13 protein-coding genes are annotated in these 12,824 nt (G+C 66.3%); 3 read left to right on the top strand and 10 right to left on the bottom strand.

Annotated features, from left to right (window positions below):
* Window positions 1–28 precede the first annotated feature (28 nt).
* The 8 genes from AABF56_RS07795 to AABF56_RS07830 all read right to left on the bottom strand — a co-directional run bounded on the left by AABF56_RS07795 (window position 29) and on the right by AABF56_RS07830 (window position 6,570).
* On the bottom strand, window positions 29–958 hold the full coding sequence (locus tag AABF56_RS07795) for a glutaminase (RefSeq protein ID WP_272805496.1): 930 nt from the start codon (window positions 956–958) through the stop codon (window positions 29–31).
* 239 nt (window positions 959–1,197) lie between these two features.
* Entirely contained in the window at window positions 1,198–1,815 is a 618-nt protein-coding gene (gene rpsD, locus AABF56_RS07800) for a 30S ribosomal protein S4 (RefSeq protein WP_244765430.1), read from the bottom strand.
* 220 nt (window positions 1,816–2,035) lie between these two features.
* A complete protein-coding gene (locus AABF56_RS07805) occupies window positions 2,036–3,547 on the bottom strand; it encodes an ATP-binding protein (protein WP_272805497.1) in 1,512 nt (503 codons plus the stop codon).
* Window positions 3,548–3,676: 129 nt separating this feature from the next.
* Window positions 3,677–3,964 (bottom strand): HigA family addiction module antitoxin, encoded by a 288-nt coding sequence (locus tag AABF56_RS07810; RefSeq protein WP_272805498.1) that lies wholly within the window; start codon window positions 3,962–3,964, stop codon window positions 3,677–3,679.
* Between the two features lie 12 nt (window positions 3,965–3,976).
* Entirely contained in the window at window positions 3,977–4,255 is a 279-nt protein-coding gene (locus tag AABF56_RS07815) for a type II toxin-antitoxin system RelE/ParE family toxin (protein ID WP_272805499.1), read from the bottom strand.
* Window positions 4,256–4,292: 37 nt separating this feature from the next.
* Window positions 4,293–5,054: a glutamate racemase gene (gene murI / locus AABF56_RS07820; protein WP_272807463.1), complete on the bottom strand. Its 762-nt coding sequence runs from the start codon at window positions 5,052–5,054 to the stop codon at window positions 4,293–4,295.
* 37 nt (window positions 5,055–5,091) lie between these two features.
* The gene (locus AABF56_RS07825) at window positions 5,092–5,925 is read right to left on the bottom strand and encodes an RNA methyltransferase (RefSeq protein WP_244765428.1); all 834 of its coding nucleotides are present in this window, start codon (window positions 5,923–5,925) and stop codon (window positions 5,092–5,094) included.
* 69 nt (window positions 5,926–5,994) lie between these two features.
* Window positions 5,995–6,570, bottom strand: coding sequence for a hypothetical protein (locus AABF56_RS07830; RefSeq protein ID WP_272805500.1), 576 nt, complete (start codon window positions 6,568–6,570; stop codon window positions 5,995–5,997).
* 215 nt (window positions 6,571–6,785) lie between these two features.
* On the opposite strand from AABF56_RS07830, the gene AABF56_RS07835 reads away from it, so the two are divergent.
* Complete coding sequence (locus tag AABF56_RS07835; RefSeq protein ID WP_244765426.1) at window positions 6,786–8,000, top strand: NADP-dependent isocitrate dehydrogenase; 1,215 nt, start codon at window positions 6,786–6,788, stop codon at window positions 7,998–8,000.
* A gap of 111 nt (window positions 8,001–8,111) precedes the next feature.
* Window positions 8,112–8,747: a glutathione S-transferase family protein gene (locus tag AABF56_RS07840; protein ID WP_272805501.1), complete on the top strand. Its 636-nt coding sequence runs from the start codon at window positions 8,112–8,114 to the stop codon at window positions 8,745–8,747.
* Between the two features lie 28 nt (window positions 8,748–8,775).
* Here AABF56_RS07840 and AABF56_RS07845 read toward each other — a convergent pair whose 3' ends face one another.
* A complete protein-coding gene (locus AABF56_RS07845; RefSeq protein ID WP_272805502.1) occupies window positions 8,776–9,648 on the bottom strand; it encodes an AraC family transcriptional regulator in 873 nt (290 codons plus the stop codon).
* Window positions 9,649–9,832: 184 nt separating this feature from the next.
* Here AABF56_RS07845 and AABF56_RS07850 point away from each other — a divergent pair, with 184 nt between their 5' ends.
* Window positions 9,833–11,506: a SulP family inorganic anion transporter gene (locus AABF56_RS07850; protein ID WP_272805503.1), complete on the top strand. Its 1,674-nt coding sequence runs from the start codon at window positions 9,833–9,835 to the stop codon at window positions 11,504–11,506.
* A 68-nt stretch (window positions 11,507–11,574) separates the two neighbouring features.
* On the opposite strand, the gene AABF56_RS07855 is transcribed toward AABF56_RS07850, so the two are convergent.
* The gene (locus AABF56_RS07855) at window positions 11,575–12,768 is read right to left on the bottom strand and encodes a GGDEF domain-containing protein (RefSeq protein ID WP_272807464.1); all 1,194 of its coding nucleotides are present in this window, start codon (window positions 12,766–12,768) and stop codon (window positions 11,575–11,577) included.
* Window positions 12,769–12,824: the final 56 nt, after the last annotated feature.

Consider the following 12,824-nt stretch of genomic DNA (forward strand, 5'->3'; position numbering starts at 1 on the left):
CCTGCAATGCCCCGAACCGGCCGCACAATCAAGCCCCGAAGACAGACCAGCCGGTGCGCGCCGCCAGCATTTCCAGCGCCAGCGAGCCGATGAGCGAATTGCCGTTCTCGTTCAGCCCCGGAGACCAGACGGCGACCGAGGCCTTTCCCGGCGCGACGGCCAGGATTCCGCCGCCGACGCCGCTCTTGCCCGGCAGGCCGACGCGGTAGGCGAAGTCGCCCGAGCCGTCATAGTGGCCGCAGGTCAGCATGAGTGCGTTGATACGCCGCGCCCGAAGATGCGAGACGACGCGGTGGCCGGTCAAAGGGTTGGTGCCGCTGTTGGCGAGGAACAGCCCCGCCTTGGCGAGCTGCCGGCAGCTCATCGCCAGCGCGCATTGATGGAAATAGACGCCGAGCACCAGTTCGGCCGCATGATCGAGCCTGCCGAAGGAGCGCATGAAATTGGCGAGCGCGAAGTTGCGGAAGCCCGTCGCCTGCTCCGAGCGTGCCACGGCCTGGTCGATGATGATGTCGTCCTCGTCCGCGAGATAGCGCAGGAACCGCACGATCTCGCCGATCGCCTCCTTCGGCGTATGGCCGGCGAGCACGAGGTCGGTGGTGGCGATCGCCCCGGCATTGATGAAGGGATTGCGCGGGATGCCGCCCTCGTGCTCGAGCTGGACGATGGAGTTGAAGGCCGAGCCAGACGGTTCGCGGCCGACCCGCTTCCAGATCGCCTCGCCATGCTTGCCGAGGGCGAGCGTGAGGGTGAAGACCTTGGAAATGCTCTGGATGGAAAAGGCCTCGTCCGCGTCGCCGGCAAGGTGCACCGCGCCGTCGACCGTCACCACGGCGATGCCGAACTTCTTCGGATCCACATGGGCAAGCTGCGGAATATAGTCTGCCACCCTGCCCTCGCCGCACCGTGGCGACAGGTTCGCGTGGATCTCCTCGACAATGCCCTGCAAGTCCGTCATCCCGTTCCCCCGAAACGAAAAAGCCGCCAATCTCTTGGCGGCTCAGACTGACTGGCAAAGTCCCGAACCCCTCTCCTCCGTCATGCTCGGGCTTGACCCGAGCATCCATAAACCGTTGAGAAGGTTGGATCCTCGGCTCAAGGCCGAGGATGACGGCGGTGGGTGGCAAGGCTTGCCGGCAATCTGAGCCGCCAATCTCTTGGCGGCTTTTCCCGATTGCGCAAGGTGTCGCCCGCGAATTAACGCGAGTAGAATTCGACGACCAGGTGCGGTTCCATGATGACGGCGTAGGGCACGTCGGAGAGAACCGGAACGCGAACGAAGGTCGCGGTCATCTTGTTGTGGTCGGCTTCGATATAGTCCGGAACGTCGCGTTCAGCCAGACCGACGGATTCGAGAACCGTGACGAGCTGCTTGGACTTTTCCTTGACTTCGATGACGTCGCCCGGCTTGCAGCGGTAGGAACCGATGTTGACGCGCACGCCGTTGACCTTGACGTGGCCATGGTTGACGAACTGACGGGCAGCGAAGACCGTCGGAACGAACTTGGCGCGGTAGACGATCGCGTCGAGGCGCGATTCGAGCAGGCCGATCAGGTTTTCCGGGGTGTCGCCCTTGCGGCGCTCGGCTTCGGCGAAGATCGCGCGGAACTGCTTCTCGCGGATATCGCCGTAGTAACCCTTCAGCTTCTGCTTGGCGCGGAGCTGGACACCGAAGTCCGAAAGCTTGGACTTGCGGCGCTGGCCGTGCTGGCCCGGGCCGTATTCGCGACGGTTGACCGGGGACTTCGGACGGCCCCAGATGTTCTCGCCCATGCGGCGGTCGATTTTGTACTTGGATGCAGCGCGCTTGCTCATCGCATTTCCTCTTGGTCTTGTTATGCCGGGCCGTTGCCGGACCGGCTGAAGGAAACACGCCCTCCTCTGAACCTTTCGGGTTCCGACAGGCTTCTCACGATCGCGACCGGAGAATCCACGGGACATGTCAAATGAAACACCGGACATTTCTGCCCGGCGTTGGCGGGGTCATTAGGGGAGTTTTACAGGACTGTCAACGAGCAAGGCCCGGAAAATCCGCCTATTCCGCCGCATCGCGGTGGGAATCGGCAAGGTCCGGCCCGTTGGCGTCGCCCGGCAGCGTCTCGCAGCCGAGGTCCGGGAAGGCGACTATGCGGTGGCCGGCAAGATCGCTGTGCACGACCACCAGCCCCTGCTCCTCGAAATAGCCGAGCAGCCGGCGCGCCCGGCGGGCCGAATGCGTGCCGTAGGCCCGCGCGATCCGGGCATCCGAGGGGCAGGTTAGCCCGCGCACCGCGGCCTGCGCGACGAGCAGGAACACGCCCTGCAGGTCCTCGGTGACACTGCGCGACAGATCGAGCGCCCTGCCCCAGATTTCCGTCGCCGCTGTCTCGGCATCGACGCCCGAGCGCGCGACTGCCATCTTGCGGCGGAAGGCGGGAAGCGACAGCGGCGCGCCGGGCACGCGGCGGATGCGGCAGCGCACGAGGAAATCCTGGAACAGTTCGGCATCGGCCCGGAAGGCCGCATCGGGATTGCCGAGGATTTCGGCGAGCGCCTGGTCGAGCAGGCCTTCCCGCTCCTCCGCGGAGATTTCCGGCGCGGGTGCCTTCGCCTCCGCCTGCACCGGCTCCGGCCGCGCCCGGGACAGTTCGGCGAGGATGTCCGTCGTCGGGCGCGGCGCCGGCGGCGCGCGGCGGACGAGCGGGCGGGAAAACTCGTCCGGATCGGGCGTGAAGATCAGGTCTTCCACGTCCTGCGGCGCATCCGGCAGCGGCATCAGCTTGGGGCTGGTCGAGCGCGCGGAGGTCTCGACCGCGCCGATCGTCACCGGCAAGGGGCGGCGCGACAGCGCCGGGCCGAGCGCGACGAAGGAACCGCGCGGCAGGTCGCGGAACATCTCCGCCTGCCGGCGGTCAAGCCCGAGCAGGTCGGCGGCACGCGCCATGTCGATGTCGAGGAAGGTGCGGCCCATCAGGAAGTTGGATGCCTCGGCCGCGACGTTCTTGGCAAGCTTGGCGAGGCGCTGCGTGGCGATGACGCCGGCAAGGCCGCGCTTGCGGCCGCGGCACATCAGGTTGGTCATCGCGCCGAGCGACAGTTTTCGCGCCTCTTCGGAGACCTCGCCGCTGACGGCGGGCGCGAAAAGCTGCGCCTCGTCGACGACGACGAGCACCGGATACCAGAAGTCCCGGTCCGCATCGAACAGCGCGTTCAAGAAGATGCCGGCCGCCCGCATCTGCTCGTCGGCCTCAAGGCCCTCCAGCGAGAGCACGCAGGAGACGCGGTGCTGGCGGATGCGGTTGGCGATGCCGACGAGTTCGGCTTCCGTGCGCTCGCCATCGACCACGACATGGCCGAACCGGTCGGAAAGCGTGACGAAATCCCCTTCGGGATCGATGATGACCTGCTGCACCCATTGGGCGGACTGCTCGAGCAGGCGCCGCAGGAGATGCGACTTTCCCGAGCCCGAATTGCCCTGCACGAGCAGGCGCGTCGCCAGCAGTTCCTCGATATCGAGCCTGGCCGGTGCGCCGCCCTGCACCGTTCCCATGTCGATGCCGACCTTCATCCCGTTCCTCGTTCCAAAATTCCTGATTCGCCGACCGCCACCGGATATCCGGCAAGCCCTAACACGAAACCTTCAGCCGTCACGCCCGGCTTTTTGAAAGAATCCACAAGGTTCTCGCCGAGGCCGCGTTCAAGCGGCCTTGTCATCGAGCGGCTGTATCTCGGGCTGCGCGCGCTGCATCGCCTGCGCCAGGTCGAAATTGGCCTGCATGGCAAGCCATGCGCGCGCCGTGCTGGCCCCTGCCCGTTCCAGGCGCAGGGCGAGATCGGGGCTGACGGCGGCACGCCCATGCAGCACGCGCGAAAGCGCGACCCGGGACATGCCGAGCCGGCCGGCCGCATCCGTCACCGAAAGGCCGAGCGGCTGAAGCACGTCCTCGCGGAGCAATTCACCGGGATGGGGCGGAAGTTTCATCATCGCCGTGTCCTCTCAATGATAATCCTGGTAGTCGACCAGTTCGACGTCGGTTCCGACGAAGCGGAACGTCACGCGCCAATTGCCGTTCACCCAAACCGACCAATGTCCCTTCATCGTCCCCTTGAGGGGATGAAGCCTGAAGCCCGGCAGGTTGACGTCGGCGGGCGTGCCCGCGACATCCAGCAAGCCAAGGATACGCCCCAGCTTGGCGGCATGCGATGCCTGGATTCCCTTCGTCGAACCCGACATGTAGAAGAGTTCCAGACCCTTGTGTCGGAAACTGACGATCATGGCGCAGTGTATCGCGTATCGATACGCGATACAAGCATCAGACGACCCGAAGCCCGAAACCCTGCATCAGGCGGCGCGTCGAAAAGTCCGGCTTGCCGGAGGTGAACACGGCGATGTCCTCGCCCGGGGCGAGGGTTTCCAGCGGGGGCACAAGGCGGCGGGCCTGGCGGGCGATGGCTTCGGCGGGGTCGAGCCAGTCGACCGGCCAGGGGGCGAGCTTGCGGAAGAGGTTGGCCATAAAGGGATAATGCGTGCAGGCGAGCACGACGATATCCGTCTTGCGGCCGTCCTCGTCGACGAAGCAGGGCACGATCTCGGCGCGCACGGCCGCGTCGGAGAAGGTCTCGCCGCGGATATAGGCCTCGGCCATGCGGGCGAGGTTCTCCGAGCCGACGAGGCGCACGTCGCACTGGCTGGCGAAGGACTGGATGAGATCGCGCGTATAGGCGCGTTTCACCGTGCCGGGCGTGGCCAGCACCGAGACGAGGCCGGAACGCGTGCGCTCGGCGGCGGGCTTTATCGCGGGCACGGTGCCGACGAAGGGCATGTGGGGAAATGCGGCGCGCAGATCCGCGCCCACCAGCGTGAAGGCCGTGTTGCAGGCGATGACGCAGACTTCCGGATCGTGCTCGGCGAGCAGTTTCCCGAAGAGATCGATGATATGCGCCTTCAGCGCCGGCTCTTCCCAGCCGCCATAGGGAAAGCCGGCATCGTCGGCCACATAGGTGAAGTGCCGCTCGGGCATCAGCACGCGCGCCTCGCGCAGGACGGTCAGGCCGCCGATGCCGCTGTCGAACATCAGGATGGGCTTGGCCGCCGCCTGTTCCGGAAAGGGCCTATGCGTCGTCACGGGGCACCTTGGGCCGGCGGTTGCGGGTGCGGTTCGGGTTGGTCGCGCCGCGCGGCGATTCGCGGGTGAAGCGATCGAGGCAGGAGATGATGCCGCGCATGACCTGGATCTCCGTGCCGGTGAAGGAAGGACGCGTCAGGATGGCGCGCAGGTTCTCCACCAGTTTGGGCTTTTTTTCGGCGGGCCGGAAATAGCCGCGCGCCTCCAGCGTCTCCTCCACATGGTCGAAGAGGCCCTGCAGCTCCTCCTTCTTCGCCGGGCGCTGCGGCAGCGCGTCGAAGGGCGTGTCCTTGACGGAGGCAAGGCCGCTCTTCATCCACTCGTAGCTCATGAGGAGCACGGCCTGGGCGAGGTTGAGCGAGGCGAAGGCGGGGTTGACCGGGAAGGTCACCAGTTCGTCGGCGAGCGCGATCTCCTCGTTGGTGAGGCCCGTGCGTTCGCGGCCGAAGAGGATGCCGGTCTTCTGCCCGGCGCGGAAGCGCACGCGCAGGTCGTCGGCGGCAACGACCGGCGAGCGGACCTCCTTGTAGCCGTAGCGGTCGCGCGCAGTCGTCGCATAGACGAATTCGAGATCGGCGACGGCCGCTTCCAGCGACGGGTAGACCTTCGCCGCCTCGATGACATGGTCGGCCTTGCTGGCGGCGGAGATCGCCTTCTCGCTCGGCCAGCCGTCGCGCGGATTGACGAGGCGCAGTTCGGCCAGGCCGAAATTCGCCATGGCGCGCGCCACCATGCCGATATTCTCGCCGAGTTGCGGATGAACGAGGATGATCGCCGGTCCCTCGGCGATCAGCGTGCGTTCGCTGTTCGTGCCTGCCATGCCCAAATATCCCTGGAAAGTTCGGGCTTCACTGGCACAATAAGCGGCAAATGAAAAGCATGAAGCCGCTCATTCGGGGGATTCGGCGGCGCTGCCGTTGCCGCCATTGGCGCCGGCCTCGGCGATCTCCACCATTTCCTTCTTCAGGGAGGCGCCCTCCTCGAAGCTCGGGCGCTCGATGTCGTCGATGACCGCCCGGCCGTCCTCCTCGATCATCTTGAAGACCAGCGTTTCCGGCTGCCAGCCGGCAGGCCGCTCGCCGAAGCAATGGCTGTTGTCGAAGGTCACGGTCACGTCTTCCGCGTCGTTCGCCAGTTGCCCCTCGGTGGTCGTCACGTCCTTCAGCGCGCAGCTGTCCTGGCCGCCGATCACCGGATCGTAGTCGAAGGGCGAATCGCCGTCGTCATAGGCCGGGAACTTCGCCGCCGCCTTGTATTTCGCAACGAAATCCTTGCTGTAGAGGCGCTTCAGGAAATCCTCGGAGAAGTAGTCCGTATAGGGCGGCGGCGTGTCGGCGTCCTCGCCCAGGTCCTGCCAGTTGACCGTCGCAGCCGCCATGACCTCCGAAACGGGCGCCTTGAAATCGGCGGCTGCAACGGAAACGGGAAGCAAAAGGGCGAGCGCCACGAGGCCGAAACGCGACATCATATTCTCCACTGGATGACGGCGGGCCGGAACGGGCCGCCGAAGAGCCTTCCTGAAACGGAATTTTGGCGAAACTTATTCTCAACGCCGGCGAAAATAAACCGTCTCGGCAATTGGTCGGCTTTGCCTTCCCGGCCACGAATGCTATAGGGCCAAACGTTCCTTTCAAGTCCACGATCCGGGGCGCAAGGCCCCGACAAAACACGAGGCTCTCCATGGCAAAGATCAAGGTCGCCAACCCCGTCGTCGAACTCGACGGCGACGAGATGACGCGCATCATCTGGCAGTTCATCAAGGACAAGCTGATCCATCCTTACCTGGATATCGACCTCGAATATTACGACCTCGGCATGGAGAACCGCGACGCCACCGACGACCAGGTGACGATCGACGCGGCCAACGCCATCAAGAAGCACGGCGTCGGCGTCAAGTGCGCCACCATCACGCCGGACGAGGCCCGCGTCGAGGAGTTCAAGCTGAAGAAGATGTGGAAGTCGCCGAACGGCACGATCCGCAACATCCTCGGCGGCGTCATCTTCCGCGAGCCGATCATCTGCAAGAACGTGCCGCGCCTCGTTCCGGGCTGGACCAAGCCGATCATCGTCGGCCGCCACGCCTTCGGCGACCAGTACCGCGCCACCGACTTCAAGTTCCCCGGCAAGGGCAAGCTGACGATGAAGTTCGTCGGCGAGGACGGCAAGGAGATCGAATACGACGTGTTCGACGCCCCGTCCGCCGGTGTCGCCATGGGCATGTACAACCTCGACGATTCGATCACCGAATTCGCAAGGGCCTCGTTCAACTACGGCCTGCAGCGCAAGGTGCCGGTCTATCTCTCGACCAAGAACACCATCCTCAAGGTCTATGACGGCCGCTTCAAGGACATCTTCCAGCAGGTCTTCGACGCCGAGTTCGCTGAAAAGTTCAAGGAAGCCAAGATCTGGTACGAACACCGCCTGATCGACGACATGGTCGCCTCGGCGCTGAAATGGTCCGGCGGCTATGTCTGGGCGTGCAAGAACTACGACGGCGACGTTCAGTCCGACATCGTGGCCCAGGGCTTCGGCTCGCTCGGCCTGATGACCTCGGTCCTCATGACGCCGGACGGCAAGACCGTCGAAGCCGAAGCCGCGCACGGCACGGTGACGCGCCACTACCGCCAGCACCAGAAGGGCGAGGAAACCTCGACCAACTCGATCGCCTCGATCTTCGCCTGGACGCGTGGCCTTGCCCATCGCGCCAAGCTGGATGGCAATGCGGAGCTGGCGAAGTTCTCCGAGACGCTGGAACGCGTCTGCGTCGAGACCGTCGAATCGGGCTTCATGACCAAGGACCTCGCGCTCCTCATCGGCCCCGACCAGCCGTGGCTCTCCACCACCGGCTTCCTCGACAAGATCGACGAGAACCTCCAGAAGGCCATGGCGGCCTGATCCAGCAAGACCACGGAAAGCCCGGCCAAGCGCCGGGCTTTTTCGTTGCGGCCTCTTGCGGCAGGGCCCGTGTGCCCTATCCTCCCGGCCGGTTTGCAAGAGGAGGACGGCATGGCCGAGGAACTGGTTTTCTATAGCAACCCGATGTCGCGCGGGCGCATCGCCCGCTGGATGCTGGAGGAGGTCGGCGCGCCCTATCGCACCGAATGGCTGACCTTCGACGGCTCGATGAAATCGCCGGAATTCCTGGCGATCAACCCGATGGGCAAGGTGCCGACCATCCGCCACGGCCAGACCGTGGTGACGGAGGCGGCGGCGATCTGCGCCTATCTCGCCGATGCCTTCCCCCAAGCCGGCCTCGCCCCGCCGCCCGAAAAGCGCGGCGATTACTACCGCTGGCTCTTCTTCGCAGCCGGCCCGCTGGAAATGGCGGTCTCGCTGAAGGCCTTCGGCATCGAGGTTCCCAGGGAGCGCGAGCGCAGCATCGGCTGCGGCAGCTATGACGCGGTCATGGGCGCCCTGTCGCTGGCCGTCACGCGCTGTCCCTACATCGCCGGCGACAATTTCACCGCCGCCGATGTCTATGTCGGCGCCCATATCAGCTGGGGCCTGCAATTCGGCTCGCTGGAGCCCCGGCCGGAATTCAAGGCCTATTGGGATCGCCTGAAGGAGCGGCCGGCCAGCAAGCGCGCGACCGCAATCGACGACGAGGAGATGCACCGCCAGCTTCAGGCGGCGAAGGGTTAGGGCGGGCTTACCGCCAGCCCCCTGCCGTTCAGGCCGCGGCTTCGGCCGCCGGCTGGAGCGGCAGGCAGATTTCCGTCAGAAGCGCGTTCGGCGCAACCTCGCGCGGATTGTTGAGATAGGCCTCGAACATCACCTCGTCGCGGATCGAGCGTCCCGAGGCCGGCAGCCATGTGCCGTAGAGCCAGCGATAGGCCGCGCCCATATCGGCATAGGGGCCCTGGTGGCGCAGCACCGCATAGTCGCCGCCCGCCAGCGTGCGGCGCTCGAGCGGCGCCTCGGCGGGAATGGTCGCATCCGCCGTCACGCAGGCGAAGGAGCGAAGCTCTTCCTCCGCCACGAGATCGGGATCGTCGAGGAAGACGCCGATCATGCGCATGTCCGGCCGGAAGAGGTTGCGGGAGAAGAGCGCGCCATGCAGCGCCTCGAAGGCCTTGCCGATGCCCATGTAGGAACCGGAATGGGCAACGGCAAGCAGCGTCTGCTCGGGAATGGTGCGGATGGTCACGTCGAACATGCGGGAGCACTCCTTGTCGTTCTCGGGTTCGTAGGCGCGATGGGAGCCCTCCTTGCGGTAGCGTGCCGGCGGCATGCCATAGGCAGCCGCGAAGGTACGCGTGAAGGACTGGAGGTTGGCGTACCCCCATCGCGCGGCAATGTCCCGGACGGAGCGGTCGCTGCGCACCAGATCGCCCGCCGCACGGTGCAGACGCAGCCGGCGGACGGTTGCCGCCAGCGTCTCGTTGTGCACGGCGCGGTAGACGCGGTGCCAGTGATGGGCGGAAAGGCAGGCGATCTCCGACAGCCGGTCGAGGTCGAGATCCTCTTCCAGGTGCTCGTGGATATAGGCGGAAACCCGCAGCAGGCGTTTCTCATAGGCCGCCCAGATCCCGCTCTCGCTCATGCCGCTTCCCTCTCGCCGGAACGCATTCAACCAAGCACGGAGCGATTTCACAAATCCTGCGCTTCTGTCATGCTCTGCAATTTCTGCATAGCCTTGCCTTGTGCCATTGCAAAAACGGGCGACTCGGCGTGAGATGCCCCCGCCGGCCCTCCCTTACTCCATCCTCCGGCCTTCCGAGGCACCCATGACCGATACCTTGACGCCGAAGCTCGCCAGCGTTTTCGCGGAGGGCTATGGCCCCGCGCGTTTCAAGGCCGATGCGCTGGCCGGCCTCACGGTGGCGATCGTCGCGCTGCCGCTGTCCATGGCGATCGCCATCGCCTCCGGCGTCACGCCGGATCGTGGCCTCTACACCGCCATCATCGGCGGCTTCCTCGTTTCCGCGCTCGGCGGCAGCCGCTTCCAGGTCGGCGGGCCGGCCGGCGCCTTCATCGTGCTCGTCTCGGCCACGGTCGCCCGCCACGGCGTCGAGGGCCTGCTGGTCGCCACGCTGCTCTCCGGCCTCATGCTCGCGCTGGCCGGCTATCTCAGGCTCGGCAAGTACATCAAGTTTATCCCCTATCCCGTGACGGTCGGCTTCACGGCCGGCATCGCCGTCATCATCTTCGCCAGCCAGATCGGCGAACTGTTCGGCCTGAAGCTGGACGGGCGCGAGCCGGGGCCGATCGTCGAGAAGCTCGAGGCGCTCTGGGCCGCCCGGCCCAGCTTCAATCCGGCCGCCTTCGGCGTCGCGGGGCTTACCATCGCCGTCATCCTGCTGTTGCGCCGCTTCCGGCCGAGCTGGCCGAACCTGCTCATCGCCGTCACCGTCGCCTCGTTCGCCACCGCGCTTCTCGCCCTGCCGGCGGACACGATCGGCACCCGCTTCAACGGCATTCCGCGCGGCCTGCCCCTGCCGGCTCTGCCGTCCTTCTCCCCCGAGCTCGTGCTCGCCGTCCTGCCGGACGCCGTCGCCTTCACGCTGCTCGGCGCCATCGAATCGCTGCTCTCGGCCGTCGTCGCCGACGGCATGACGGGGCGCAGGCACCGCTCCAGCATGGAGCTTGTCGCCCAGGGGGTCGCCAATGTGGGCTCGGCGCTCTTCGGCGGCATCTGCGTGACGGGCACCATCGCCCGCACCGCCACGAACGTGCGCTCCGGCGCCACCAGCCCGGTCTCCGGCATGCTGCACGCGGTCTTCCTCCTGCTCTTCATGCTCGTCGCCGCGCCGCTCGCCAGCTATATCCCGCTCGCCGCGCTCGCCGGCGTGCTGGCGGTCGTCGCGTTCAACATGGTGGAGCGTCCGGCCATCGCCGCCCTCTTCCGCTCCTCGCGCGGCGATGCGGCGGTGCTCGTCGTCACCTTCCTGCTGGTCGTCTTCCGCGACCTGACGGAGGGCATCGTCGTCGGCTTCCTGCTCGGCGCGGTGCTGTTCATCGACCGCATGGGCAAGTCCGTCGACATCCGCGAGGAGACGGTGCCGCGCGTCGTGCGGGCCATCGAGAATGCCGGCGAGGACAGCGGCCTGCCCGAGCGGCCGGTCGCCGGCGACGATCCGGATACGGTGATCTACCGCATCAGCGGCGTCTTCTTCTTCGGCGCGGCGGCCAGCGTCGGCTCCGTGCTCGATCGCATCGCCGACCAGCGGCGCAACTTCGTGCTCGACTGCGCCGACGTGCCCCTGCTCGATTCCACCGCCGCCAGCGTCATCGAGGGCCTGGTGCGCAAGGCCGAGCGGGCCGGCGTGCGCGTCTTCATCACGGGCCTGAAACCCGACATGCGCCGCATGCTGGAAGCCCATGAGCTGCACGCCCCGCGCGTCACCTTCACGGCCACCGTGGACGCCGCCATGGGCGAGATCGCCGCGGCCACGCGCTGAAACCGTGCCGGAGCGGCGCGAACGGCTCTCCGTCCGGTGCTTGTCATGCAAAGGAAAGCGCAGACGCCTCAGCCGGCGCGGGCGACATCCGAGGCGGCCGGGTTCCTCATGCGCTCGGCGACACCCGGAAGCCCCAGCGAGGGCGCTGCGCGCTTCACCTGGTTGCGGCCGGCCTCCTTGGCCGCATAGAGCGCGCCGTCGGCCGCCGAATGCAGGCGGTCGAAATCCGCTCCGAAGGTCGCGACATCCGCAAGGCCGATGCTGACCGAGACCGCGATCTCGTGATCCCCGGCGCGCACCGGCAGGGCGGCGACCTCCAGCCGCAGCGCCTCGGCGAACTGTTCGGCGGGCGCCATGTCGCGCCCCGGCGCAAAGAGCGCGAATTCCTCGCCGCCGAAGCGGCAGAACAGCATGTTCGCCTCCAGGCGGGCGGCGACCTGCGCGGAAAACCGCTTCAGCACGAGATCGCCGGCGACATGGCCGTAGGTGTCGTTGATCGCCTTGAACCGGTCGAGATCGAAGATCATCAGCGTGCCCTGCCGCCGGTCGCCCAGCAGTTTCTGCATGTCGTCCAGGAACGAGCCGCGGTTGGCGATGCCCGTCAGCGCGTCGGTGCGCGAGGCCTGGCGGTAGAGCGCCTCGCCCCGCTCCTTGATCAGCACCAGCATGGCGACGGCGGCAAGGATCGTATGGGCGAACAGTTCCAGGGAGAAGACCGCGAACCAGGCGGAATAGGCCGTGCCATGGCCGAAGGCCGCAGGCAGGGCGATCGCCATGGGAATGCGCAGGCCATAGATGATGCCATGGCTGACGAAGAAGGCCGCCGCAAGCATGCGGGTCGGCAGCGGCTCGGTGCGGTGCCCGCGCCAGATGTCGATGCCGATCCACAGGCAATAGGCGGTGATGATGGTCGAGCTGACGATGATGCGGTTGTTCACATCCTCCGACACCTGCGGGACGAGAAGATAGACGAGGCCCCACAGGACGGGGCCGGCCAGAACGACGGAACGATAAACGCGGCGGCGATCGAAGACGCGGAAGCCGGCCCACATGAACGCATAGCCGCAGGCGGCGAGCGCATTGCCGAGGCCGACGGTCAGAAGCGGCGGGCCGACGGAGCGCAGCGCGAACAGCAGCGTGCAGAGCGAGCCGACCCACATGGACAGGCACCAGTAGCCGGCCGCCCTGTGCCGCCGGTCGGTCAGCCACACCTGCAGCATGAAGATCCCGACGGCGGTCGTCGCCAGGAACGTACAGATCATCAAGGTTGAGATGCTGATGATGTCTTCAATCAAAATACGCACTCCGCACGCGCAGG

It is taken from the genome of Shinella sp. WSC3-e (assembly GCF_945994535.1).
GTDB classification, from domain to species: domain Bacteria; phylum Pseudomonadota; class Alphaproteobacteria; order Rhizobiales; family Rhizobiaceae; genus Shinella; species Shinella yambaruensis.

Excerpts from the sequence above, each read along its gene's own strand:
- AABF56_RS07850 (WP_272805503.1), top strand. The coding sequence starts at position 9,833 with ATGACCGATACCTTGACGCCGAAGCTCGCCAGCGTTTTCGCGGAGGGC.
- AABF56_RS07805 (WP_272805497.1), bottom strand. The coding sequence starts at position 3,547 with ATGAAGGTCGGCATCGACATGGGAACGGTGCAGGGCGGCGCACCGGCC.
- AABF56_RS07845 (WP_272805502.1), bottom strand. The coding sequence starts at position 9,648 with ATGAGCGAGAGCGGGATCTGGGCGGCCTATGAGAAACGCCTGCTGCGG.
- rpsD (WP_244765430.1), bottom strand. The coding sequence starts at position 1,815 with ATGAGCAAGCGCGCTGCATCCAAGTACAAAATCGACCGCCGCATGGGC.
- murI (WP_272807463.1), bottom strand. The coding sequence starts at position 5,054 with ATGTTCGACAGCGGCATCGGCGGCCTGACCGTCCTGCGCGAGGCGCGC.
- AABF56_RS07815 (WP_272805499.1), bottom strand. The coding sequence starts at position 4,255 with ATGATCGTCAGTTTCCGACACAAGGGTCTGGAACTCTTCTACATGTCG.
- AABF56_RS07825 (WP_244765428.1), bottom strand. The coding sequence starts at position 5,925 with ATGGCAGGCACGAACAGCGAACGCACGCTGATCGCCGAGGGACCGGCG.
- AABF56_RS07830 (WP_272805500.1), bottom strand. The coding sequence starts at position 6,570 with ATGTCGCGTTTCGGCCTCGTGGCGCTCGCCCTTTTGCTTCCCGTTTCC.
- AABF56_RS07840 (WP_272805501.1), top strand. The coding sequence starts at position 8,112 with ATGGCCGAGGAACTGGTTTTCTATAGCAACCCGATGTCGCGCGGGCGC.
- AABF56_RS07810 (WP_272805498.1), bottom strand. The coding sequence starts at position 3,964 with ATGATGAAACTTCCGCCCCATCCCGGTGAATTGCTCCGCGAGGACGTG.
- AABF56_RS07835 (WP_244765426.1), top strand. The coding sequence starts at position 6,786 with ATGGCAAAGATCAAGGTCGCCAACCCCGTCGTCGAACTCGACGGCGAC.
- AABF56_RS07795 (WP_272805496.1), bottom strand. The coding sequence starts at position 958 with ATGACGGACTTGCAGGGCATTGTCGAGGAGATCCACGCGAACCTGTCG.
- AABF56_RS07855 (WP_272807464.1), bottom strand. The coding sequence starts at position 12,768 with ATGATCTGTACGTTCCTGGCGACGACCGCCGTCGGGATCTTCATGCTG.